The sequence below is a fragment of the Burkholderia sp. JKS000303 genome (assembly GCF_002563755.1).
In the GTDB taxonomy this organism is placed as follows: Bacteria; Pseudomonadota; Gammaproteobacteria; order Burkholderiales; family Burkholderiaceae; genus Burkholderia; species Burkholderia anthina_B.
In genome coordinates this window covers 580,327-602,873 of record NZ_PDBZ01000004.1, presented here as the reverse complement: position 1 = coordinate 602,873, position 22,547 = coordinate 580,327, and the positions used below count along the sequence as shown (strand labels likewise).

Here is a 22,547-nt window from a genome sequence, read left to right as displayed (position 1 = left end):
ACCTAAAATTCCCGCATCGATTCGACAACAGGCCGCCGAAATGACCCCGTCCGCATCCTCCCTTTCCGCAGCAAGCCGCCCGCAGGCCGATACGCGTCCGCCGCGCGTGCTGCGCAACATGCTGAGTCTTCACGATTTCGAGGCCGCGGCGCGGCGCGTGCTGCCGCGCCCGATCTTCGGCTATGTCAGCGGCGCGGCGGAAGACAACCGCACGCGTGACGACAACCGCGCCGTGTTCGACGAGTACGGGTTTGCAACGCGCGTGCTGCGCAACGTGTCGCAACGGCAGCAGGCGGTCGAGCTGTTCGGGCGGCGCTATGCATCGCCATTCGGCATCGCGCCGATGGGTATCCACGCGCTGTCGGCCTATCGCGGCGACATCGTGCTTGCGCGCGCCGCGCAACGCGCGGGCATCGCGTCGATCATGAGCGGCTCGTCGCTCATCCCGCTGGAGGAGGTCGCGGCCGCCGCGCCGGGCACCTGGTTCCAGGCGTACCTGCCCGGCGATACCGAGCGCATCACCGCGTTGCTCGAACGCGTCGCGCGCGCCGGCTACCGGACGCTGGTGATCACGGTCGACATCCCCGTGTCCGCCAATCGCGAGAACAACGTGCGCACCGGCTTCAGTACGCCGCTGCGCCCCGGCCCGCGGCTGTTCTGGGACGGCATCACGCACCCGCGCTGGCTCGCGGGCACCTTCGCGCGGACGCTTCTCGCGCACGGCATGCCGCATTTCGAAAACTCCTTCGCGACACGCGGCGCGCCGATTGTGTCGTCGTCGGTGCTGCGCGATTTCTCCGCGCGCGACCATCTCGATTGGGGGCACCTGGCGCGGATCCGGCAGGAGTGGAAGGGCGAACTGGTGATCAAGGGCATCCTCAGCGTGGAAGACGCCGTCATCGCGCGCGACGCGGGCGCGGACGGAATCATCCTGTCCAACCATGGCGGTCGCCAGCTGGACGGCGCGGTGTCGCCGATGCGAATCCTGCCCGACGTGGTCCGCGCGCTCGGCGCCGATTATCCGGTGATGATCGACAGCGGCTTCCGGCGCGGATCGGACGTGCTGAAGGCGGTGGCCATGGGCGCGCGCATGGTGTTCGTCGGGCGGCCGTTCAATTACGCGGCGGCGGTGGCCGGCGAAGCGGGCGTGCTGCACGCGATCGGCCTGTTGCGCGACGAAGTGGACCGGAACATGGCGATGCTGGGCGTCGATCAATGCAGCCGTGTGACGCAGGATGTGTTGATCTGGAAAGCGTGATTCGAAAAATACCACATCTATCTGGATAACTTTTCTTATCACAATAGCGCTATTTCATATCGCAACTCTCGCTTGCGAAAACGCGGCTGAGTTCATTTCGACGTGCATCGCAGAATGAAGGGCGATCGGCATCAGGGCAGGGAGATCGCTGCACGGATGCCCTTCGCGTGTCATTTCGGGCATTCGGGGCGCGGCCAGACCATGCAACGCGACACTCGTGCCTGGCTTCGTTGAAGGAGCGCGATGCTTGCCGTACAGGTGTATCCGCGGCCGAAACCCGCAGCGCGCAAGGCGGCAGCGGAGTCGGATTGCTGCGGTCGTGACCGTCGATCCGGGCAGGCCCAGCCAGGTATGCGCCCACATTTCCCGCGGAAATCGAGTCTTCGACGATCGTCGTTGGCATGAAGTCCGCGGCAAAGATGCATGGCCCACCATAGTCGGCTCATCGGTCCGGACTACGGCGCGAACCGATTGACGGCAGCTCGCGGCTCACTCTATCCTCACATCATGGATATTGGATCCAATAACTCCATGAGGACTCCCGTGACCGATGTAAACCTGTCCCTGAATCAGGTCTACGACCTGGCTTTCCGCGTTCTGACGTCAAACGGCATGGCTGACGAGCATGCGCGCGCCATCGCCCGCGTGATCACTGCCGGCCAGCGGGACGAATGCCACTCGCACGGCATCTACCGGCTGCTCGTGTGTGTCCGGTCCCTGCGCGAGGGCAAGCTGGTCGGTGATGCAGTCCCCAGGATCAGCGAACCGACGCCGGCGATCGTCCGCGTCGACGCGGGATTCGGATACTCGCAACTCGCGTTTGAATTGGGCAGCAAGATCCTCGTCGAGAAGGCGAGGGTGAGTGGAATCGCGGCGCTCGTGATCAACAACTGCTTCCACTTCTCCGCGTTGTGGCCCGAGGTCGAAGCCCTTGCAGCAGAAGGCCTCGCCGCACTGGCCGTGACGCCGAGTCACAGTTGGGTCGCGCCGGCAGGCGGCACGAAACCCGTGTTCGGCACCAACCCGATTGCGTTCGCGTGGCCGCGGCCGGGCGCATTCCCGTTCGTTTTCGACTTCGCGACGAGTGCCATCGCCCGCGGCGACATCGAGTTGCATCGCCGCGCAGGAAAACCGCTGCCGCCAGGCTGGGCGCTCGACGACGAAGGGCAGCCGACGACCGATCCGGCCGCGGCACTGAAAGGCGCAATGCTCACGTTCGGCGGTCACAAGGGTTCCGCGCTGTCCGCCATGGTCGAGTTGCTCGCCGGTCCGCTGCTGGGTGACCTGACGAGCCTGGCGTCGCAACAATTCGACGAGGGCGTGGGGGCGACACCCTGTCATGGCGAGCTCGTTCTGGCCTTCGATCCCGGGATTTTCGGTGGCGACCGGCGCGCGCAAGGCGAGCGCTACGCGGAACAGATGTTCGATGCGATCGTCGGCCAGGGCGCGCGTCTGCCTTCCCAGCGCCGCTTCGATGCGCGGGCGCGAAGCGAGGCACACGGCGTCCATGTGCCCGCGCAACTCCATGCGGATGTGCTCGCGCTGATTCCCGGCTGATACCGGCTACCCGGCCGGCCATCGCCGGATCCCGTCGGCGGCAAGCCGCCCCGGTTCGCGGCTGGACACCCGCCACCGGATTCCGGGTAGCGCTTGACAAAATATATTGGATCCAAAATATTGGATGTAATTTCAAAGGAGGGGACCGTGGAATCAAAACCGACGCCGCCCAGCGCTCTGCATGTCCGTGTTCTTGCTGCCAGCCTGGCTGGCAGCGCTATCGAGTGGTTCGACTATTTCCTGTACGGAACGGTTGCAGCACTGGTGTTCAACAAGCTGTTCTTTCCGAACTTCGACCCGATCGTCGGGCTGCTGCTGTCGTATCTCTCGTTCTCGTTGACGTTCTTCGTGAGGCCGATCGGCGGGGTGGTGCTGTCGCACATCGGTGACAGGATCGGCCGCAAGAAGACCCTGGTACTGACGCTGTCGATGATGGGCAGTGCGACCGTGTTGATCGGCTGCCTGCCCACCTACGGCATGATCGGCGCATGGGCGCCGGTCCTGCTCGTCCTGTTGCGCATCATCCAGGGCATCGGCATTTCCGGCGAATGGGGCGGAGCGCTGCTGCTGGCTTACGAGTACGCGCCCAGGCATCGAAAGGCCCTTTACGCGTGCGTCCCGCAGCTCGGCGTGCCGCTTGGCATGCTGCTCGCGACGCTCGCGATGACGCTGATGAGCCTGCTGCCGGACCAGGATTTCCTGTCGTGGGGCTGGCGTGTGCCGTTCGTCCTCAGCGCCGCGCTGGTGTTCCTGGGGCTGTGGATCCGGCGCGGCATCGGCGAAACGCCGGAGTTTTCCGAGGCGAAGAAACGCGGCCGGGTCGAGCGCGCACCGATCGTGGAAACACTCCGCCATCACTGGCGAGGGGTGCTGGTGGCCACCGGTGCGAAGATCGTCGAAACGGCGCCGTTCTACGTGTTCACGACCTTCGTCGTCAGCTATGCAACGGGCACGCTGACGTACAACCGCGTGACGGTCCTGAACGCCATCACGCTCGCGGCCGTCGTGACGTGCATCGCCGTCCCGTTCATGGGGTGGCTGGCCGACCGCGTCGGCAGCCGGATCGTCTACCTCGGCGGCGCCGTTTTGATGGCCGCGTTCGCCGGTCCCTATTTCATGCTGCTCGACATCGGCCGCCCGTGGGCGATTACGCTCGCCACGGTCGTTTCGGTGGGCGTCATCTGGGCGCCGATCGTCGCGACGCTGGGCACGATCATGGCCAGGATCTTCACGACCGAAGTGCGCTTCACCGGGATCACGCTGGGTTCGCAGATTGGTGCGGCAGTGGCCGGCGGCACGGCGCCGCTCATCGCGACGTGGCTGCTGCGCGCGTCGAATGGCAGCTGGGTTTCGGTCGCGGTCTATATCGTCGCCTGCGCCGCCATCTCGTTCGTCTCGGTCGCTCGACACGCTGCCGCGCCGGAGGCCGTGGTTTCGCCCCGGTAACGCGCCCATCGCCGGCGGCGTTGTCGGTAACCGCGGCCGGCCGCCCGAGAGTTCGGGTGCAGCACAGGACGCCGTTCCGACGTTTTCGGAAGTTGATTGACAGACCCGCTGAAGGGCGGCATCATGGGCTCAAACAATGGATATTGGATCCAATATATTGAGTCTGATCGCAACAGAGGCGGTTTTTCGGGTAGCAAGGAGACAGGCATGAACATCCGCATCACCACTTTTGCAGCCGCCTCGGCGCTGCTGGCTCTCGGCGTTGGCGCGCCGGCGCATGCTGCCGACGCGCAGACGGTCAGGCTGGGTCTGGCCGCGCCCATGACGGGCGCGCAGGCGCAGTACGGGAAAGATTTTCAGTCGGGCGTCCAGCTCGCCATCGACGACTTCAACGCGACGAAGCCGAAGATCGACGGCAAGGAAACGAAATTCGTGCTCGAGTCGCTCGACGACCAGGCCGACCCCAAGACGGGCACCGTCGTCGCGCAGAAGCTGGTCGACGACGGCATCAAGGGCATGCTCGGCCATTTCAATTCCGGCGTGACGATTCCGGCTTCGGCGATCTATTCGCGCGCCGGCATCCCGCAGATCTCGACCGCGACCGCGCCGGCCTATACGCGGCAAGGCTTCAAGACGACGTTCCGGATGATGACGTCGGATACGCAGCAGGGCAGCGTGATGGGCAAGTACGTCGTCGATACGCTGCACGCGAAACGCATCGCGATCATCGACGATCGCACCGCGTACGGCCAAGGCCTGGCGGAGCAGTTCGAGACGGCGGCGAAAGCGGCGGGCGGCAATATCGTCGACCACCAGTTCACGTCGGACAAGGCCGTCGATTTCAAGGCGATCCTCACCGTCATCAAGGCGAAGAATCCCGATTTCATCTACTACGCCGGCGCCGACGCGCAATCCGCGCCGCTCGTGAAACAGGCGCGCCAGCTCGCGATGAAGGCGACGATCGCATCGGGCGAAATGTCGAAGACCGAGGACTTCATCAAGATCGCCGGCCCTGCCGCCGACGGCGTGATCGTCTCGCTCGCGGGCCTGCCGCTCGACAAGATGCCGGGCGGAGCCGGCTTCACGAAGCGCTACAAGGCGAAGTTCGGGATCGAGCCGACAACCTATGCGCCGTACACGTACGACGGCGCGATGGCCATGATGCGGGCGATGCAAAAGGCCGATTCGTCGGATCCAGCGGCGTACCTGCCCGTTCTCGCGAAGACCGACATGAAGGGCGTGACGAGCGAGCACTTCGCGTACGACAAGTACGGTGACCTGCGCGACGCCATCATCACCGTCTACAAGTGCGAGAGCGGGAAGTGGAATCCCGTGACCGTGCTCGGCGGCAAGTAATCGCAACCCGGGGCGGGCGGCCGTCCGCCGCTCGCCATCCTGACAGAACGACGCACTGGACATGACACAGCACGCTCAACATTCACGGACCACGTCCGACGTGGTCGTCATCGGCGGCGGCATCGTGGGGCTCGCCTGCGCATGGGCCGCGCTGCGCGACGGCGCCGCGGTCACGATCGTCGATCGCGATTTCGAAGGGGATCGCACGTCGCACGGCAACGCCGGCGGCATTGCCGTGACCGAGAGCACGCCGATATCCGTGAACGGGCTGACCATGAAGGCCGTCAAGTGGCTGTTCGATCCGCTCGGGCCGCTATCGCTCGACTGGAAGCATCTGCCCGAAGCGCTTCCGTGGTTCCTCGCGTTCCGGCGCGCCGGCAACAAGCAGCGCTTCAAGGAAATCTCGTATGCGCTGGCCGTGCTGAACGATCGTGTCTATGACGACATCGTTCCGATGTTCGAAGACATCGGCGCGATGCGCAGCTTCTACCGGCGTGGCGCGTTGACCGTCTACGAGACCGATGCGGCATTCGCCGCCGACCGGCACGAATGGGCCTTCAAGCGCGAACTGGGCGTGCGCTGGCGCGCGATGACGGCCGCCGAGGTACGCGAGTGTGAACCATCGCTGGCCCCGGTGTTCCGTCATGGGGTGTTTCTCGACGACTGGTCCCACATCGGCAATCCCCAGCAGGTCGTGATCCAGCTGCGCAATCGCATTCGTCAACTGGGCGCCCGGTTCGTCGAAGGCACGGCCAGCGCACTGGATCTATCGGACGACCTGGCGCCGGCAGCGATCCTCGCGGACGGTGGCCGAATCCGCGGGCGTCGCATCGTCGTCGCGACGGGCGCATGGTCGGCCGGGCTGGCCGGCTCGATTGGCGACCGTGTGCTGCTCGACAGCGAGCGCGGCTACAACACGACGCTGCCGTCGCACGGCATCGACCTGTCGCGCGAAGTGATCTTCGCCGAACGCAAGTTTGTCGCGACGCCGCTCGACATCGGCTTGCGGATCGGTGGCGCGGCGGAGTTTGCCGGTCTGAAGGCGCCGCCCAACTACCAGCGCAGCGACGCGCTGCTTGCCCTCGGCAAGCAGTTCCTGCCGGGCCTCGACGACACCGGCGCCGTGAAATGGATGGGGCATCGTCCGGCGACGCCCGATTCGCTGCCGGTGATCGGACGATCGCCGCGCACACCGAATGTGATCTACGCGTTCGGCCATGGCCATCTTGGCCTGACGCAATCGGCGACGACGGCCGCACTCGTTGCCGACCTGCTTGCCGACCGAACACCCGGGATCGGCCTCGAGCCTTACTCGATCAGCCGTTTTCGGCATTAACGAGGCCCCGCGACCTCGATTGACTTGCGGGATCTCCCGCCTCTTTTTTCACTTTCTGGAAAGGTGTAGCGATGGAACTCGATTGGAAAGGTGTTTATCCGGCCGTCACGACGAAGCTGAAAGACGACGGTTCGCTCGATCACGATGCGATCAAGGCGGGCCTGAACCGTCTCGTCGAAAGCGGCGTGGCCGGCGTGCTGATGATGGGGATGGTGGGCGAAAACGCGCAGCTCACGCCGGAAGAGAAGCGCACGGTGCTGAAGCTCGCGATCGAAACGGTCGGCGGTCGCGTGCCGGTGATCTCGGGTCTCGCCGAAACGAATACCGACAGCGCCGTCCAGTTTGCGAAGGATGCCGAATCAATCGGCGTCCAAGGCCTGATGGTCTTCCCGGGGCTGACGTACAAATCGGATGCACGCGAAACGATCGCGTTCTACAAGACCGTCGCGCGTGCGTCCGGGTTGCAGATCCTGCTGTACAACAACCCGCGCGGATATGGCGTCGACCTGACGCCCGACGTCGTCGCGGAACTGGTCGACGAACCGACCATCGCGGCCATCAAGGAAGAGTCGTATGACACGTCGCGCGTCACGGATCTGTTGTCCCGGTTCGGCGATCGTCTGGCCGTGGTCTGCGGCGTCGACGACCTGGTGCTCGAATCGGTAGCGCTGGGCGTGACGGGCTGGGTGTCGGGCATGGCGAACGCCGTCCCGGAGGCGTCCGTCGAGTTGCTGAATCTCGCCGTGAACGGCGACTTCGCGCAAGCCCGGAAGCTGTATCGTGCGTTGATCGACCTGTTCCACCTCGACACGCACGTGAAGCTCGTGCAATACATCAAGCTCGCCGAGCACATCATCGCCGGCTATTCGGAAAACGTGAAAGCCCCGCGACTGAAGCTCGAAGGCGACGAGCGTCGCAAGGTCATCGCGATCGTCGAAAAGACGGTGGCCGACCTGCGCGCGCTGTCGAAGTAATCGACTGAATCGTCCGGCCATACTGCCCCGGTACGGCCGGACGATGTCGTCATCAACGGTATCCCGCCGCACGAGCGGCTCCAGCGCGGCCTACGGAGTGAAGCGATGAAATCAACCTTTTTCTGTATCGACGGCCACACCTGTGGCAACCCGGTGCGCGTCGTCGCCGGCGGGGCGCCGCGCCTCGAAGGGCAGAACATGATCGAACGGCGCGCACACTTCGAGCGGGAATTCGACTGGATCCGGGCGGCGTTGATGTTCGAACCGCGCGGGCATGAAGTCATGTCCGGCAGCATTCTGTACCCGCCGACTCGCGCGGATTGCGACGTCGCGATCCTGTTCATCGAAGTGAGCGGGTGCCTGCCGATGTGCGGACACGGAACGATCGGCACCGTGACTTCCGCCATCGAGCACGGCCTGGTGCGTTCGAAAGAGCCGGGGATACTGCGACTCGACACGCCGGCAGGGCTCGTCGTCGCGAAATACAGGACGGACGGCGACTACGTCGACTCGGTCCGGCTCATCAACGTACCGTCGTTTCTGCATTCGACCGATCTCAGCGTCGACGTGGATGGCCTGGGTGAAATCCGGTTTGACGTCGCGTATGGCGGAAACTTCTACGCAATCATCGAGCCGCAGGCGAACTACGCCGGCCTGCACGCATTGAAGCCATCGGACATCCAGCGTTTGAGTCCGATTCTCCGGCAAAAGGCCAACGAGAAGTATCCGTTCGTTCACCCTGAAAAGGCCGAGATTCGCGGCCTGAGTCACGTGATGTGGACGGGAGAACCGACCGTCGAAGGCGCGAGCGCGAAGAACGTGGTGTTCTATGGAGACAAGGCCATCGACCGGTCGCCGTGCGGTACGGGGACGTCTGCGCGCATGGCGCATCTGGTCGGGAAGGGCAGGCTGAAGATCGGCGAGCGCTTCGTCCACGAGAGCATCATCGGCACGCTCTTCACGGGCATTCCTGAAGAGGCGACCCGAGTCGGCGAGTTCGACGCCATCATTCCGAGCATCGAAGGGTGGGCACGGGTCACGGGGCACAACACGATTTTCGTCGACGATCGCGACCCGCTCGCGAAGGGTTTCTTGCTCAAGTGACCGTTCGCCACCGACTGATTCCGTACCGGCGCAGACGATGCGCTTTCGCGCACGACGCCGGGCGCCGGCGCGGAAATCGTCGGCATGGAAAGGGGGCTCAGGGATGGCTGCGACGAGGATTGGATTTTGGATACTAAAGCCAATCTCATGCTACGATGCCGACAACAATCAGCGTTCGAGTCAGCCCATCATGTCCCCGGTAGCCCCCAAGAAACGCCGCACGGAAGAGTCCGAAGCGACTCAGGTCATTGCCGCCGAAACCACCCGAAAGATCGTTCGACCGACTACCGTCGAACTCGTGACGACGGCGATTCGGCAACGTATCCTGAGCGGCGATCTTGCGCCGGGCGAAGCGCTCCGGCAAGAAGCGCTCGCTGACGAGCTGGGTGTCAGTCGTGTACCGATTCGCGAGGCGATCACGCGATTGACGGGTGAGGGGTTGCTGACGAGCGTTCCGCACAAGGGCGCTTACGTAGCGGAATTGTCCATCGACGAGGTCCAGGAGACGTTTGACATTCGGCTTCGTCTCGAGCCGTGGATCTTCGCCGAGGCGATCCAGAAAATTTCCGATGCGGAAATCGGCAAGGCCGAACGGCTCGTCAAGGAGATGGACAAGGCCGACTCGGGCGATTGGGGGCACCTGAACTGGTGCTTTCACGAAACGCTGTATCTGCCTGCACAGAAGGACATCACGCTCCAGATGTTGCGCGTGCTGCATGATCGCAGTGATCGGTATTTTCGCTTCCAGGTCGTCCAGGTGCCCATTCGCGAGCAGTCGCATCGCGAGCACATGGCATTGGTCGATGCCTGCAGGAAAAGGGACTCGAAACTCGGTGCGAAACTGCTCGAGCAGCACGTTAAAACTGCGTCGGAGCAGATCATTTCTGTTGTGGGCGCGATCGTCGGGCGTTGATCTGACATGATCGGCAGTGCCTGGTCGGCGGCTCCTGGGTCGAGACGGCGGTTGCCGGGCTTCGCTCGGTGTCCCGACACCGATCCCGCCGCGCCGTGCTCACGTAGCCGGGCGACCAGCCGTTCAATCTGCCGTCGACTGATCTCGAGCCGCTCCGCGGCTCGCCAAGGCATCAGACGCTGCTCGATCACGGCTTCCACGACCTTCAGACGATCCAGCTCCCGCATGCTCATGGTGATCAGTCCAGGTTGGCCCACGATGCGCTCCGGCAGTTCGAACCGCCGCCAGCATGCGCCGAAACCCTCGAACTACGACATTTCAACTTTGCTCAGATGCGACATTACTACTTTGCTCCTACAGATTTGACGTTGATAACTATGATTATGTTAAATCATGAATTTACCGAAAAACACCCCTGTCTTCGTCTGTCCGCCACCCCTCATTATCGAGGCGCAATCTTTTCGAGCGCTTCGCGAGCATCTGGAAAGTACGCTTTGGCCTGCTCAAGCGTAAGAAAATACGGCGCTCGAGCTTCCGCAACAATCTCTAGAAACTGACCACAATTCCTGCACTGCTGCAGCTCCGCATGCCTGGAAATATTGATACCCAAATAGTCATAGTTGGAACGCGTTCCGCCAAAGTTGCGACACTTTTCACACGGCATCCGAATCTCCTGATCAGCAACGCACGGTTGCCCCTGCGTCCGCTCACCGGACGCCATTTCCCCGCATCGCAAATCGCCCGCGACACACCGCTCAAGACACCCACATTCCCTGCATCTTGTGCGAGAAATGCGCGCGCTCGGCCGTCTCCATCAGCGACAGGAATTCGCCCTGCATCATGTGGATCAGCGCTTCGTGGTCGCCGGCCTCGAAATACACTTCCGGCTGCTCGGCGAGATGTTCCTCGAGGAACGTCTTCATTCCATACGCCATGCACACCGGCGGCAACGCGCCCATGTCGCAATCCTTGAACAGTTCGCGCAGTTCGATTTCCCTGGCAAGCACGAGATGGCGGCCGGTCTTGACCCAGAGGTCCGACAGCCGCACCGCGTGCGACGTCGGCAGCACGGCCGCGACGTAGCCTTCGTCGTCCTCGAGCAGCACGGTTTTCGCGAGACGATTGCCGGGAATATGCGCGGCGGCGGCCGTCTCCATGCTGGTATGGCTATACGGGTGGTACACGACTTCGTACCGTGATGACTTCTGGCGCAGGCAATCCTGCAGGGTGGCTGATACAGGCATGGCACACCTCGTCTGGGCGAATCGGGCGAACGAAGTTCGCACCGGATTCGTTCAGCATAGGTCGCATTCGGGCCAATGGAAACGCCCTCGCGCGGCGTCCGTACAGGCCGGCCGACGGCCGGCTGCGGCCCCTTTTCCGGCAGTTCGCCCGCCCTCGCCGGCATGTGAAATCCGGGCCCGGAATACGCTCGTCGAACCGCCTTTTCTGAAGACGCAGTCTGTCGTGACGGACGTCCCGTCGCGATAACACAACCCAATACGATGGCGGATCAGCACTAGACCGTTAGTTGCATTTATGGAAAATGGTATGGGCACAAACATGGCAAGCAGCGTCGCCACGCGGATTCATTCGGACGCGCCGGGCGAATCCCCGCGAACCGCGCCGACAAAGACCGAACCGTGTCCTATACTGAGCCGGCCGCCGAACCGGCGCGGCAACCGATTCCGGGAGCAACCATGCATTACCAGCTGATCTACGATCTCGTCGACGATTACCTGGCCCGACGCGAACCGTTCCGCGCCGAGCACCTCGCGCTCGCGCAGGCCGCAACCGAACGCGGCGAGCTCGTGCTCGCGGGCGCGTTGCAGGATCCGGCCGACCAGGCCGTACTCGTGTTCGAAGGCGATTCGCCGGAAGCCGCCGAATCGTTCGCGCGCGCCGATCCGTACGTTCAGAACGGCCTCGTCAAATCGTGGCGCGTTCGCCCATGGCGTGTCGTGGTCGGCAAGCACGCGTCGCGCTGAAGGCGCACGGCGACAGGCGCGCGGCTACAGCCACCCCGCCCGCTTGAACCGCCACCACAGCCCGAGATCGGCCGCGAGCATCGCCGCGATGCAGCCGTAGAAGCCATATTTGAGGTGCAGCTCGGGCATGTTCGCGAAGTTCATCCCGTAGATGCCGGCGATCATCGTCGGAATCGCGAACAGCGCGGCGAACGAACCGAGCCGCTTGGTCACCTCGTTCTCGGCAAGCGAGATCATCCCGAGATTGACCTGGATCGCGGTCACGACCATTTCGCGTCGCCCTTCGATCGTCTTCACGATCCGCTGCAGATGGTCGTAGACGTCGCGGAAATAATGTTCCATCCCGCTGCACACCTGCGGCGTCCGCCCGCCGGTGAGCTTCGCGAGCGGTTCGAGCAGCGGCGCCGTGTGCTGGTACAGCATCACGAGCCGACGCTTGAGCGAATAGAGATCCTCGATGATCGCGCGCGACGATGACGGCGAGCTCTTCGTGAAGATACGGTCCTCGAGTTCCTCGAGCTCGTTGCCGAGCGTCTCGAGGATCGGGAAATAGCGGTCGACGACCTGATCCATCAGCGCATAGAACACGAACGCCGAGCCTTCCTTCAGCAGATGCGGCTCGCGCTCGCAGCGCTTGCGCACGTCGCGGAAGTCCTGTTCCGTATGGTTTCGGATCGACAGCACGTAGTTCGGGCCGACGAACACGTTCAGCTCGCCGACCTTGAATTCGTCGTCGTCGTCGAGTTCGACCGTATGCAGCACGGCGAACAGCGAGTCGCCGTACTCCTCGATCTTCGGCCGCTGATGCCCGTTGCGGGCATCCTCGAGCGCCAGCTCGTGCAGCCCGAACTCGTCGCCCATCAGATTGATTTCCTCGGGCGTCGGATCCTTCAGCGCCACCCACACGAAACACTCGGGTTTCGACACGTAGTCACTGATGGCGTCGATATCGATGTCGGCCAGCTTGCGGCCGTCCTGGTATGCAGCACAGTTGATCAGCATGGTGTCCGTGATGTTGCGGTTTGCGCGTCAGTTTACCGGTTTGCCGCGCAGGCGGCCCGGCTTGCGCGTCGCGCCGATATTGGTCATGATCGGACTGCCTGCGTCGCAGACTGCGCACGGCACCGCTTCGACAGGCTCACCGCACGCTCGTGCGGCCCAACCGTCAAGGAGACAAACCCATGTGGTATTTCGCGTGGATACTCGGCATCGGCGTGGCCCTCGGCTTCGGCATCATCAACGTGATGTGGCTGGAAGCGGAAGTGTTCTCGCGCGACGACAAGCGCACCGACACGTCGCGTGCGGGTTCGCGGAGCCGGTATTCGTGACCCACCTGGTGTTCTTCTGCGGCCATGCCGGCACCGGCAAGACCACGCTTGCAAAGCGGCTGATTGGGCCGCTGATGCGCGCGACCGGCGAGGCGTTCTGCCTGCTCGACAAGGACACGCTGTACGGCCGCTACAGCTCGGCCGCAATGGGCGCCCTCACGTCGGATCCGAACGATCGCGACAGCCCGCTCTACCTGAAGCATCTGCGCGATCCCGAATACCAGGGCCTGCTCGACACCGCCCGCGAAAATCTCGCGCTCGGCATCGGCGCGCTGGTGGTCGGCCCGCTGTCGCGCGAAGTACGCGACCGGCGCATCCTCGACCGCGCATGGCTCGGCATTACGCCCGACGTCACGCTGACCGTCGTCTGGGTCCATACGGCCGAAGACGTCGCACGCGAGCGGATCGTCGCGCGCGGCAACCCGAACGACGCATACAAGCTCGCGCACTGGGACGAATACCGGCAACGCCGCTTCGTGCCGACCGGCGACGAATGCGACGGGATCGTGATGTTCGACAACACCGCACCGTCCGACTCCGACATCGAGACGTTGCTGTACCGCATCGCGCCACCGGCATCGCCCGTGCCGCAAGCGACGATCGTCCCGCCGCTGCCGGCCTGAACGGGCCACCGCCCTGCGCTTCTTCCTCGCCTAAAAAAACAACGCCGGAAGCGCTGCTGCGCTCCCGGCGTCGTCACTCGGCCCGCGTGCCAACAATCCGTCGTCAGGCGACTTCGTGCACGCGCTCCATCGTGCCGCCTTCGTACAGCTTGCCGAAGCGGTTCGACAGGAACGCCTTCAGCGACACCTTTTCCTGCGGGATGAAACCGCTCTGCGGCAGCTTCTTTTCGCGGAACAGATCCAGCACCGCGCACATCGCGCCGGCCGTCGTGATCTGGATCGCGCTCATGTGCATCCCGCACACGTCCTTCGCGAAGATCTTGCGGGTGAACACGTCCTGCACCAGCTGGCCGTCCTTCACGCCCGTCACCGTGACGAACACGAGCACGACGTCCTGCTTCGTCGACGGCACCGCGCGGCGCATGATCGACTTCAGCGTGTCGCGGTCGCTCGACAGACGCAGGTCTTCGAGCAGGAACTGCACGAGCTCACGGTGGCCCGGATAGCGCACTGACTTGTAGTCGAGCGTCTCGACCTTGCCCGACAGCGTTTCGCACAGCGTGCCCAGGCCGCCCGACGTGTTGAACGCTTCGTATTCGGTGCCGTCCAGCGAGAAGTGCTCGAGGCCTTCCAGCGGCTGCACCCACTGCTTGCGGCCGTCGCGGATCGCTTCGCACGGCTGGCAGTATTCGTTGATCAGGCCATCGACGCTCCACGTCAGGTTGTACTTCAGTGCGTTGGTCGGATACTCCGGCAGCGCGCCGACGCGCATCTTCACGTCGCGCACTTCGCTGAAGCCGTTCACGAGCTCGTGTGCGGCGATGCCGATGAAGCCCGGTGCGAGGCCGCACTGCGGCATGAACGCACGGTCCGAACCGTCGGCGAGTTCGCGAATTGCGTGGGTTGCGCGGACGTCTTCGGTGAGGTCGAAGTAGTGAACGCCGGCCGCCTTCGCAGCAGCGGCGACGTTGACCGCGAGGTAGTACGGCAGTGCGTTGACGAGCGCATCGAAGCCCTTCACGGCTTCACGGATCGCATTGGCGTCGGCCGAATCGACGCGTTGCGTCGCGATGCCTTCGCGCGACAGCTTCGCGAGCGCATCGGCGTCGCGGTCAAACGCGACGACTTCGTAGTCGCCCGTTTCACGCAGCATGTGAGCAATGGTGTGGCCGATCAGACCTGCGCCGACGATGGCGATTTTCATGCGCTTATCTCCTGATGATGGGTGTGATGTTTGTGTACGGCGTCGAGCCATGAACACAGTTTAGAGACGCGCAAAATCAGTTCCAAGACGAAGAATGATGCGAAACGACCGATAAATTCGACGGAATGACGATGCTTTTCGTCACAACGACCAAATCGTCTAAAAATCGCGTCAATCGCCGGCTGCAAACGGGTTGCAACAGGACGACAAAAGCCGCGTCCTGACGCTCGGAAAGAACGAATCAAAACGGGATCGAGGTGGGATACGGGAAGGCGCATGCGCCGTTGCTCGCGCGCGTGCCGGCAGTCGACGCAACAACGCCGGCATGACGATGCGCACGTCAGCGCCCCGCCCTGCGGCAAGCGCAAGCGGCGAGCATCAAGGGAAGCTGAAGGAGGAAGATGCGCAACGATCGCGCTGCGACGTCACGCGCGACGCCGCATGCGCAGCATTACCCGCCGATCGTGCCGCGATCGATCTTGCGCGACAGGATGATCGACGTCGTCGTGCGCTCGACACCTTCGAGCGTGCCGATCTGGTCGAGCAGATCGTTGAGGCGCTCCGGCGAATCGGCGCGCAGCCAGGCGACGTAGTCGTACTCGCCGCTCACCGCGCACAGCAACTGCACCTCGGGCATCCGGTCGAGCCGGCGCAGCACGTCCTTGCCGAACTTCGGCGTGAGGATGATGCCGACATACGCGTAGATGCTCGCATCAAGCACGTCCTGTCCGAGCCTCACGCTGTATCCGGCGATCACGTTGGTGCGCTCGAGCCGCGCGATGCGTGCGACGACGGTCGTGCGCGCGACATCGAGCTGCCGCGCGAGATCGGCGACGCTTGCGCGCGCATCCGCTTGCAGCAGCGCAACGAGTTGCCGGTCGAGGTCGTCGAGTTGGTCAAGGCGAGGTGGACGCATGAGGCTGGGCCGGCGTGCAGCGCGCCGGCGAAATGGAACGTGACGCGATGATAGCGCCGAACGCCGGGCCGCCCAAACGGGATCGCGCAGTGTGGTGACGGTCGCACCGGCACATCGCGCGGACTGTTTCGTGCGCATCGTTCGCATGCCGATCGCGCGCCGGCGCCGTCGCCCGAACGCATGCGAACCCGCGTCCGCATGCTATGTCCCTTTCAATTTCTATTCGTATCGGTTGTAAGCAAGTGTCGCTTTCGCTGCCGTGTCGTGCACAACGTGCTACTAATAGCGGCGACGCGAGATGCGCGCTCGCGGCAGTTGCCGCCGCGCCCGCTCGCACGACACCACCCCGGAGAGCCAACCATGAAGAAAATCTCGCTCACCCTCGCTACGCTCGTCGTTGCGGCCAGTGCATTCGCACAGACCCAACCGCAATCGCAGCCCGCTCCTGCGACGGCCACGCCGACAGCCGCGTCGGCACCGAGCGCCGAGCAGCATACGGCACGCCGTGAAGCGCGCATCGAGCAGCGCATCAAGTATCTGCACGACCAGTTGAAGATCACGTCGGCGCAGGAACCGCAGTGGAAGACGTTCGCCGACGTCATGCGCGAGAACGGCGAAACGATGGGCCGCCTCTATCGCGCGCGGATCGATAGCCACAACGTGTCGGCGGTCGACGACGTGAAGCAGTACGCGGAACTCGCGCAGGCGAACGCGGACGGCGCGAAGAAACTCGCCGACGCCTTCGCACCGCTCTACGAGAGCTTCCCGGCCGAACAGAAGGCACTGGCCGACACGACGTTCCGCAACTGGCTGCACCACGGCGGCGAACATCACGGCAAGGGCAAGGGCAAAGCCAAGAGCAAGGAAGGCAAGGCAGCAGCCGCGCCCGCCGCAAGCGCCCCCGCCCAGCCCTGATATCCGCATTGCCGGCGCCACCCTGCCCGTCCGGACCGAGCGGCACCGCGCCTCCCGCGGGGAAATCGGCGCGTCACACGGCGCGCCGGTTTCGGGATAAGCTGCCGGCTTTTCCCGCACTTCCCCGCCATGCTCGAACTCAAGCACCTCGATCTGCGTACCGATCCGCAGGCCCGTCGCGTCGTCAAGAATGAAACCGTCGCGGTCGCCTTCGCGGATGCCGACGGCGAACTGATGAGCCTCGAAGGCCCGAACCGCTACGTCGCGGGCGACGCGCTGATCACCGGCTCGACCGGCGATCGCTGGGTCGTGTCGCGCGCACGTTTCGACGCCAAGTACCTGCCCGCCGACGCCGCGCTCGCGCACGGCGCACCGGGCGCGTACCGGAACCGGCCGAGCGTCGTGCTCGCACGCCGGATGGACGCGCCGTTTACGATCGCCCGCTCGGAAAACGGCGACACGCTGCGCGGCGTCGCCGGCGACTGGGTGATGCAGTATGCGCCCGGCGACTACGGCGTCGTGCAGGCGCAGCGCTTCGCGCAGGTCTACCACGACGCATAATCTGCCGCGCCGGCATCGCGCCGGCGCTTGCGCTTGCGCTTGCGCTTACGCGAAGTCTTCGTCGAGTTCGAGTTCCGCGTCGCGCTCGATGGCCTGACCGGCCGCGTGCCGCTCCTCGAGCGAACCCAGCATCGCTTCCGTATACGCATGCAGCACCGCATGGCTGCGTGCGCGCTGCATCGGCCGAAGCGCCAGATAACGCGCGAGCGCGGCCGGCACGATGCGGATATCGAGCGTCATCCGCTTGGGCGTCGCGCCGAAACGCATGGCGAGCCAGTGCACGGACAGGAACCGCCCGCGCGCGTCGCTGCTTTCGACAAAACGCGTCTGCTCCGGAAAGAGATCGCAGATCACGCGCGCGAGCGCGTCGAATTCAGCGCTCTGGCATTCGATCAGATAGTCATCCATTCCCGCTCTCCCGTCAGGCCGCCGCACGCTGCGACCGGCACGTCTTCACCAGCACGACGACCAGGACCGCGGCCAGCACGAAATACACCGCCTCGAGCCATCCGGCCGGCAGCACGCGGACCTGATACAGCAGCGTCGGCGCGATCGCGAGCGCATGCAGCACGATCGCGAGCGGCAGCACGCCTGCGCGGCCGGCACGCACGCCGCGCCACATCAGCACCGACAGCGCGAGCTGCACCACGAAGCCCGCGCAGCGTTCGAGCAGCAACAACAGGATCGACGGCACCGACAGCGTCGCCAGCATCACGTGCAGCCGCACGACGGTATCGCCCGGCAGATCCGCGAGCTGCGTTTCGAGCTGGCCGCGGATCGCGAGCCACGCGAGATACGACCACTGGCCCCACACGAGCACGCCGACGAACCACACTTCGGCGCCCGCATGGCCGATCCCGTAGCCGATGCCGCGACCGTCGCCGGCCGACGCACCGTAGCGGCGATTCAGGAAACGCATCCCCAGGTAGCGGCCGACTTCCTCGAATACGGCGGTCGCGAGCGCGCTGTACGCGACGAACGCGAGCGGCTGCGTGAGCCACCCGCCTGCCGGCGTCTGGCTCAGCACGAGACCGTGGAAGGCGCGTTCGACGATCATCGCGAACAGCGTGAACACGGCGACGCCGACGATCGTGTCGCGGCGGTCGAGCGCAAGCGGCTTGCGCAAGATACGGAAGAGAACGAACGGCAGCAGCGCGATGATCAGCGTGGCGGCGATCAGCACCGCCAGCGTGACGGGGGCGACAGTCATGTATTTCCTTGTTCAGGGCAGCGCACCTGACGCGCTGCGTGCCCCGAATGATACTCAGCTTGCCGTCGACGCGCGCGCAATCAGCTCGCCGGGCAGCATCGCGACGCGCACGTCGCCGGCCGCGCCGTCGATGCGCTCGTGCACGAATTCGACGGCCTTGTAGCCGATTTCGTAGGTCGGCTGGCGGATCGTCGTGATGCCGATCAGCTCGGCCCACTCGGGATCGTCGATCGACAGCAGCGCGGCCTTGTCCTGCCACGCGGCACCGAAACGCGCGCGCAGATGGCGCGCGATCGCGAGCGCGACCGGCGCATTCGCGGCGAACAGCGCCGCGCGCACGCCGCGCTGCGTCGCAGCGTCGATGCGCGCGTCGAGGTCGACGAGCGCCGCCGCGGCCGCATCGGGTTCGTTCAGGTCGAGCACGACCGTCGGCGGCACCGGCAGCCCGCGCGCGTCGAGCGCCGCGCGGAACGCTGCCTCGCGCACGCGCCGCGAGCTGACCTGCTCGAACGGCTGCACGACGAAATGGATCGCATCGAAGCCGCGCTCGATCAGGTGCGCGAGCGCCGTCTCGATCGCATCGGCGTTGTCCAGGCCGATCAGGTCGGCCTCGAAGCCCTCGACGGTCCGGTCGACGAGCACGGCCGGAATGCCGCCGCCGCGCAGCGGGCGCAGCACTTCCTCTTCGGCGCCGAGCGCGTTGACGATCAGCCCTTCGACGCGATACGTCGTCAGCAGCTGCAGGAAGCGCCGCTCCATCTCGACTTCGTTCGCCGCGTGACAGATCAGCGGCATGTAGCCGAGCGCGTGACACGCGGCCTCGACGCCCTGCAGCACTTCGACGGTATAGGGATTGGTCAGGTCGGCCGCGAGCATGCCGAGCAGCCGGTTGCGGCCGCGCTTGAGTCCGCGCGCCATCTGGTTCGGCCGGTAATTGAGCCGGGCGATCGCCGCCTCGATCCGCTGGCGCAGATCGGCGGACAGCACGTGCGTCTCGCCGTTCAGGTAGCGAGAAACGCTGGTCTTGCCCGTGCCGGCCTCGCGCGCGACGTCGCTGATCGTCGCCGGACGCTGCGTGGTAAGTTGCGAATCGGTCAAGTCGTGCCTCGCGACGGTCGATCCGCGCCGCTTCATGTGCGGACGGACTTTGTTGTTGGATACGAAAGCCACCCGGCGCGCGCCGCTGTCGATCAGCGTCGGCGCTTCAGCGCCCATGCCGATCCGGTGCTTCGCAATCGACCGAAGCCGGCGCATGCGCGCCCGCCCCGGTCATCTGCTGCAACGCACAGCGGCCGGCCGCACCGGATCTGGCACGGATGCCCGTCGCCGGAGGCCGCCGGCCAGGTAGGCCGGGCCGCGGATGCGACGAGCGGGCGATCATAACGTAGCCTGCCCTCCCGTACCAAGACCATCGACTCTAACGGGGCCGGCGGCCTTGCCGGCCGGCCGTCGGCGCTCAGGCGCGCGCGAGCGCGTCGGGATTGACGAGATTCGTGCGCAGCGTGCCGGCCAGCGCGCCGACCAGGTTTTCCGCGGCGCAGCGCGCCATCGCATGGCGCGTCTCGTGCGTCGCCGAGCCGATATGCGGCAGCGCGACAACCTGGTTCATCTGCAGCAGCGGCGAATCCGCCGGCAACGGCTCCTGCTCGAACACGTCGAGCCCCGCGCCGCGGATCGTGCCTGCGCGCAGCGCGTCGATCAGCGCGGCCTCGTCGACCACCGGCCCGCGCGATGCGTTGATCAGGATCGCGCCGCGCTTCATCTTCGCGAATTCGGCCGCGCCGATCATGTGATGCGTTTGCGGCGACAGCGGCACCTGCAGGCACACGAAATCCGACTGCGCGAGCAATTCGTCGAGCGTCACGCGGCGCGCACCGTACTGCGTCTCGGCTTGCGCGTGCGCGGACCGGTTCGCGTACAGCACCTGCATCCGGAAGCCGAGCGCCGCGCGGCGCGCGACCGCCCCGCCGATCCGGCCGAGCCCGACGATGCCGAGCGTCTTGCCCTGCACGTCGGTGCCGTACAGGTCGGGGCCGATGCTGCGATGCCAGCGGCCCGCCTTCACCCACTCCGCCAGTTCGACCACCCGCCGCGCGGACGCTAGGATCAGCGAAAACACGGTGTCGGCGGTCGATTCGGTCAGCACGTCGGGCGTGTGCGCGAGCACGATGCCGCGACGCGTCAGGTCGTCGACGTCGAAGTTGTCGTAGCCGACCGAGATCGTCGACCAGGCCTTCAGCCGCGGCGCGCGATCCAGCATCCCGGGCGTGACCTTCAGGCTCGCGCCGATCGCGCCGTCCGCGTCGCCGAGCGCAGCGGCGAGCGCGTCGGCGCCATCGGCCTGCACGACCTCCGCATGCTCGCGCAGGTACGCGAGAACGTCATCGGGCAGCGGCTTGTACGCGACGATACGAGGCTTCATCGTTTCATTTTCCTTGCAGCGGCGCCGCGAGCGAGTGCTCGTCGCGCGCCTGGGGTTTGACGGACAGCGTGAGGATCACCGCGGCGACGAGCGCGACGCTCATGAACGCATACGATGCGACGGGCGACCCGGTCGCGCCGTTCAGGTAGCCGACGAAGTACGAGCCGACGAACGAGCCGAGCGCGCCCATGCTGTTGATCAGCGCCATCGCGCCACCGGCGACGTTCTTCGGCAGCAGCTCCGGCACGATCGCGAAGAACGGGCCGTACGGGGCATACATCGCGGCGCCCGCGACGACGAGCAGCGCATACGAGATCCAGAAATGCGACGAGCCGAGCGCGTACGACGCGGCGAACGCGGCCGCGCCGACCAGCAGGAACGGCCACACGAAGCCGCGGCGCGAGCCGACCTTGTCCGACGCCCACGATGCGACCAGCATCGCGATCGTCGCGGCGAGATACGGCAGCGCAGACAGCCAGCCGGTCGCGACCATCCCGAGCGCGGAGCCGTTCTTGACGATCGACGGCAGCCACAGCACGAAGCCGTACACGCCGATGCTCCAGCAGAAGTACTGTGCGCACAGCTTGATCACGGCCGGCGAGCGGAACGCCTCGCCGTAGTTGCGCATCGGCTTGATCGCCGCCTGCTCGGCCGCGAGCGCTGCGTCGAGGTCGCGTTTTTCCTGTGCGGTGAGCCACGGCGAGTCCGCCGGCTTGTCCTGCACGAGGAACCACCAGCACACTGCCCAGATCACGGCCGGCACGCCTTCGGCGATGAACATGTGGCGCCAGCCGAATTCGTGGACCAGGTAACCGGACACGACCGACATCCACAACACCGTCACGGGGTTGCCGAGGATCAGGAACGTGTTCGCGCGCGAGCGCTCGTTCTTCGTGAACCAGTTGCTGATGTAGATCAGCATCGCGGGCATCACGGCCGCTTCGACGACGCCGAGCGCGAACCGGATCGCCATCAGCGACGGGATGTTGCTGACGATACCCGTGAGCGCCGCGCAGCCGCCCCACAGCACGAGGCTGACAAACACGAGCTTCTTGACGCTGCGGCGCTCCGCATAGATCGCGCCCGGGATCTGGAAGAAGAAGTAGCCGAGGAAGAACAGCGCGCCGATCAGCGACGACAGGCCCTTGCTGATCCCGAGGTCCTGGTTGATGCCGGCCGCGGCCGCGAACCCGTAGTTCGCGCGGTCGAGGTAAGCGAGGCTGTAGGTGATGAAGACGATCGGCATGATCGTCCACCAGCGTCGGGCTGCGAGATTGGCTGCCATCAGTGTGTCTCCTGTGTCGACAGGAGTTAGCGCTTCAGCGCTTACTCCTGTCCCATGCCGTAGTTGGTGAGCGTTGGCGCTTCAGCACTTACGCTCACCCTGTGGCGGTCGACAGGAGTTGGCGCTTCAGCGCTTACTCCTGCCCCATGCC

General features: G+C 65.0%; 22 protein-coding genes and 1 pseudogene. 13 read left to right on the top strand and 10 right to left on the bottom strand.

What is annotated here, in order from left to right; translation table 11 throughout:
* Positions 1-40: 40 nt before the first annotated feature.
* The 8 genes from BX604_RS36050 to BX604_RS36015 all read left to right on the top strand — a co-directional run bounded on the left by BX604_RS36050 (position 41) and on the right by BX604_RS36015 (position 9,944).
* The gene (locus BX604_RS36050; RefSeq protein WP_098556436.1) at positions 41-1,258 is read left to right on the top strand and encodes an alpha-hydroxy acid oxidase; all 1,218 of its coding nucleotides are present in this window, start codon (positions 41-43) and stop codon (positions 1,256-1,258) included.
* A gap of 531 nt (positions 1,259-1,789) precedes the next feature.
* Positions 1,790-2,815 (top strand): Ldh family oxidoreductase, encoded by a 1,026-nt coding sequence (locus BX604_RS36045; protein WP_098556434.1) that lies wholly within the window; start codon positions 1,790-1,792, stop codon positions 2,813-2,815.
* A 93-nt stretch (positions 2,816-2,908) separates the two neighbouring features.
* Entirely contained in the window at positions 2,909-4,261 is a 1,353-nt protein-coding gene (locus BX604_RS36040) for an MFS transporter (protein ID WP_257146503.1), read from the top strand.
* Positions 4,262-4,468: 207 nt separating this feature from the next.
* Complete coding sequence (locus BX604_RS36035) at positions 4,469-5,617, top strand: branched-chain amino acid ABC transporter substrate-binding protein (RefSeq protein WP_098556430.1); 1,149 nt, start codon at positions 4,469-4,471, stop codon at positions 5,615-5,617.
* Between the two features lie 61 nt (positions 5,618-5,678).
* Positions 5,679-6,953 carry an NAD(P)/FAD-dependent oxidoreductase gene (locus BX604_RS36030; RefSeq protein ID WP_098556429.1) on the top strand — a complete coding sequence of 425 codons (1,275 nt, stop codon included), beginning with the start codon at positions 5,679-5,681 and terminating at the stop codon, positions 6,951-6,953.
* Positions 6,954-7,024: 71 nt separating this feature from the next.
* Positions 7,025-7,927, top strand: a complete 903-nt coding sequence (locus tag BX604_RS36025) for a dihydrodipicolinate synthase family protein (protein ID WP_098556427.1) — start codon at positions 7,025-7,027, stop codon at positions 7,925-7,927.
* Positions 7,928-8,032: 105 nt separating this feature from the next.
* Positions 8,033-9,031, top strand: coding sequence for a 4-hydroxyproline epimerase (locus BX604_RS36020; protein WP_098556425.1), 999 nt, complete (start codon positions 8,033-8,035; stop codon positions 9,029-9,031).
* Positions 9,032-9,221: 190 nt separating this feature from the next.
* Positions 9,222-9,944, top strand: a complete 723-nt coding sequence (locus tag BX604_RS36015) for a GntR family transcriptional regulator (RefSeq protein ID WP_098556594.1) — start codon at positions 9,222-9,224, stop codon at positions 9,942-9,944.
* Between the two features lie 92 nt (positions 9,945-10,036).
* Here the strand turns inward: BX604_RS36015 and BX604_RS40060 are convergent.
* Together BX604_RS40060 and BX604_RS36005 are read right to left on the bottom strand one after the other, a co-directional pair.
* Positions 10,037-10,117 (bottom strand): annotated as a pseudogene (locus tag BX604_RS40060) (hypothetical protein); the annotation flags it as partial.
* Between the two features lie 582 nt (positions 10,118-10,699).
* A complete protein-coding gene (locus BX604_RS36005) occupies positions 10,700-11,188 on the bottom strand; it encodes an aminoacyl-tRNA deacylase (RefSeq protein ID WP_098556423.1) in 489 nt (162 codons plus the stop codon).
* A gap of 456 nt (positions 11,189-11,644) precedes the next feature.
* On the opposite strand from BX604_RS36005, the gene BX604_RS36000 reads away from it, so the two are divergent.
* Positions 11,645-11,932, top strand: a complete 288-nt coding sequence (locus tag BX604_RS36000; RefSeq protein ID WP_098556421.1) for a YciI-like protein — start codon at positions 11,645-11,647, stop codon at positions 11,930-11,932.
* Positions 11,933-11,956: 24 nt separating this feature from the next.
* On the opposite strand, the gene corA is transcribed toward BX604_RS36000, so the two are convergent.
* Positions 11,957-12,934 (bottom strand): magnesium/cobalt transporter CorA, encoded by a 978-nt coding sequence (gene corA, locus BX604_RS35995; protein WP_098556419.1) that lies wholly within the window; start codon positions 12,932-12,934, stop codon positions 11,957-11,959.
* 179 nt (positions 12,935-13,113) lie between these two features.
* Between corA and cydX the strand changes: the two genes are divergently transcribed.
* Both cydX and BX604_RS35985 read left to right on the top strand, forming a co-directional pair.
* Positions 13,114-13,260 carry a cytochrome bd-I oxidase subunit CydX gene (cydX, locus tag BX604_RS35990; protein WP_098556416.1) on the top strand — a complete coding sequence of 49 codons (147 nt, stop codon included), beginning with the start codon at positions 13,114-13,116 and terminating at the stop codon, positions 13,258-13,260.
* Positions 13,257-13,883 (top strand): AAA family ATPase, encoded by a 627-nt coding sequence (locus BX604_RS35985; RefSeq protein ID WP_098556415.1) that lies wholly within the window; start codon positions 13,257-13,259, stop codon positions 13,881-13,883. Before cydX ends, BX604_RS35985 begins: the two co-directional genes overlap by 4 nt.
* A 103-nt stretch (positions 13,884-13,986) precedes the next feature.
* On the opposite strand, the gene BX604_RS35980 is transcribed toward BX604_RS35985, so the two are convergent.
* Together BX604_RS35980 and BX604_RS35975 are read right to left on the bottom strand one after the other, a co-directional pair.
* Positions 13,987-15,087 carry a saccharopine dehydrogenase family protein gene (locus BX604_RS35980; RefSeq protein WP_006755042.1) on the bottom strand — a complete coding sequence of 367 codons (1,101 nt, stop codon included), beginning with the start codon at positions 15,085-15,087 and terminating at the stop codon, positions 13,987-13,989.
* Between the two features lie 451 nt (positions 15,088-15,538).
* Complete coding sequence (locus BX604_RS35975) at positions 15,539-16,003, bottom strand: Lrp/AsnC family transcriptional regulator (RefSeq protein ID WP_006755043.1); 465 nt, start codon at positions 16,001-16,003, stop codon at positions 15,539-15,541.
* A gap of 360 nt (positions 16,004-16,363) precedes the next feature.
* Between BX604_RS35975 and BX604_RS35970 the strand changes: the two genes are divergently transcribed.
* Positions 16,364-16,918, top strand: a complete 555-nt coding sequence (locus tag BX604_RS35970) for a Spy/CpxP family protein refolding chaperone (protein ID WP_098556413.1) — start codon at positions 16,364-16,366, stop codon at positions 16,916-16,918.
* A 129-nt stretch (positions 16,919-17,047) separates the two neighbouring features.
* On the top strand, positions 17,048-17,479 hold the full coding sequence (locus tag BX604_RS35965; protein ID WP_098556411.1) for a PGDYG domain-containing protein: 432 nt from the start codon (positions 17,048-17,050) through the stop codon (positions 17,477-17,479).
* Between the two features lie 45 nt (positions 17,480-17,524).
* Here the strand turns inward: BX604_RS35965 and BX604_RS35960 are convergent, their stop codons facing one another.
* The 5 genes from BX604_RS35960 to BX604_RS35940 form a co-directional block, all read right to left on the bottom strand.
* Complete coding sequence (locus BX604_RS35960; protein WP_098556409.1) at positions 17,525-17,887, bottom strand: DUF3022 domain-containing protein; 363 nt, start codon at positions 17,885-17,887, stop codon at positions 17,525-17,527.
* 13 nt (positions 17,888-17,900) lie between these two features.
* The gene (locus BX604_RS35955; protein ID WP_098556407.1) at positions 17,901-18,689 is read right to left on the bottom strand and encodes a YhfC family intramembrane metalloprotease; all 789 of its coding nucleotides are present in this window, start codon (positions 18,687-18,689) and stop codon (positions 17,901-17,903) included.
* Between the two features lie 54 nt (positions 18,690-18,743).
* On the bottom strand, positions 18,744-19,787 hold the full coding sequence (locus BX604_RS35950; protein WP_098556592.1) for a LacI family DNA-binding transcriptional regulator: 1,044 nt from the start codon (positions 19,785-19,787) through the stop codon (positions 18,744-18,746).
* 358 nt (positions 19,788-20,145) lie between these two features.
* The gene (locus tag BX604_RS35945; protein ID WP_098556405.1) at positions 20,146-21,111 is read right to left on the bottom strand and encodes an NAD(P)-dependent oxidoreductase; all 966 of its coding nucleotides are present in this window, start codon (positions 21,109-21,111) and stop codon (positions 20,146-20,148) included.
* A 4-nt stretch (positions 21,112-21,115) separates the two neighbouring features.
* The gene (locus BX604_RS35940) at positions 21,116-22,396 is read right to left on the bottom strand and encodes an MFS transporter (RefSeq protein WP_098556403.1); all 1,281 of its coding nucleotides are present in this window, start codon (positions 22,394-22,396) and stop codon (positions 21,116-21,118) included.
* Between the last annotated feature and the right edge of the window lie 151 nt (positions 22,397-22,547).

What these genes read in the sequence shown, in the direction of transcription:
- BX604_RS36050 (WP_098556436.1), top strand. Translation starts at nt 41, where the DNA reads ATGACCCCGTCCGCATCCTCCCTTTCCGCAGCAAGCCGCCCGCAGGCC.
- BX604_RS36045 (WP_098556434.1), top strand. Translation starts at nt 1,790, where the DNA reads ATGAGGACTCCCGTGACCGATGTAAACCTGTCCCTGAATCAGGTCTAC.
- BX604_RS36035 (WP_098556430.1), top strand. Translation starts at nt 4,469, where the DNA reads ATGAACATCCGCATCACCACTTTTGCAGCCGCCTCGGCGCTGCTGGCT.
- BX604_RS36030 (WP_098556429.1), top strand. Translation starts at nt 5,679, where the DNA reads ATGACACAGCACGCTCAACATTCACGGACCACGTCCGACGTGGTCGTC.
- BX604_RS36025 (WP_098556427.1), top strand. Translation starts at nt 7,025, where the DNA reads ATGGAACTCGATTGGAAAGGTGTTTATCCGGCCGTCACGACGAAGCTG.
- BX604_RS36020 (WP_098556425.1), top strand. Translation starts at nt 8,033, where the DNA reads ATGAAATCAACCTTTTTCTGTATCGACGGCCACACCTGTGGCAACCCG.
- BX604_RS36015 (WP_098556594.1), top strand. Translation starts at nt 9,222, where the DNA reads ATGTCCCCGGTAGCCCCCAAGAAACGCCGCACGGAAGAGTCCGAAGCG.
- BX604_RS36005 (WP_098556423.1), bottom strand. Translation starts at nt 11,188, where the DNA reads ATGCCTGTATCAGCCACCCTGCAGGATTGCCTGCGCCAGAAGTCATCA.
- BX604_RS36000 (WP_098556421.1), top strand. Translation starts at nt 11,645, where the DNA reads ATGCATTACCAGCTGATCTACGATCTCGTCGACGATTACCTGGCCCGA.
- corA (WP_098556419.1), bottom strand. Translation starts at nt 12,934, where the DNA reads ATGCTGATCAACTGTGCTGCATACCAGGACGGCCGCAAGCTGGCCGAC.
- cydX (WP_098556416.1), top strand. Translation starts at nt 13,114, where the DNA reads ATGTGGTATTTCGCGTGGATACTCGGCATCGGCGTGGCCCTCGGCTTC.
- BX604_RS35980 (WP_006755042.1), bottom strand. Translation starts at nt 15,087, where the DNA reads ATGAAAATCGCCATCGTCGGCGCAGGTCTGATCGGCCACACCATTGCT.
- BX604_RS35975 (WP_006755043.1), bottom strand. Translation starts at nt 16,003, where the DNA reads ATGCGTCCACCTCGCCTTGACCAACTCGACGACCTCGACCGGCAACTC.
- BX604_RS35970 (WP_098556413.1), top strand. Translation starts at nt 16,364, where the DNA reads ATGAAGAAAATCTCGCTCACCCTCGCTACGCTCGTCGTTGCGGCCAGT.
- BX604_RS35965 (WP_098556411.1), top strand. Translation starts at nt 17,048, where the DNA reads ATGCTCGAACTCAAGCACCTCGATCTGCGTACCGATCCGCAGGCCCGT.
- BX604_RS35960 (WP_098556409.1), bottom strand. Translation starts at nt 17,887, where the DNA reads ATGGATGACTATCTGATCGAATGCCAGAGCGCTGAATTCGACGCGCTC.
- BX604_RS35955 (WP_098556407.1), bottom strand. Translation starts at nt 18,689, where the DNA reads ATGACTGTCGCCCCCGTCACGCTGGCGGTGCTGATCGCCGCCACGCTG.
- BX604_RS35945 (WP_098556405.1), bottom strand. Translation starts at nt 21,111, where the DNA reads ATGAAGCCTCGTATCGTCGCGTACAAGCCGCTGCCCGATGACGTTCTC.
- BX604_RS35940 (WP_098556403.1), bottom strand. Translation starts at nt 22,396, where the DNA reads ATGGCAGCCAATCTCGCAGCCCGACGCTGGTGGACGATCATGCCGATC.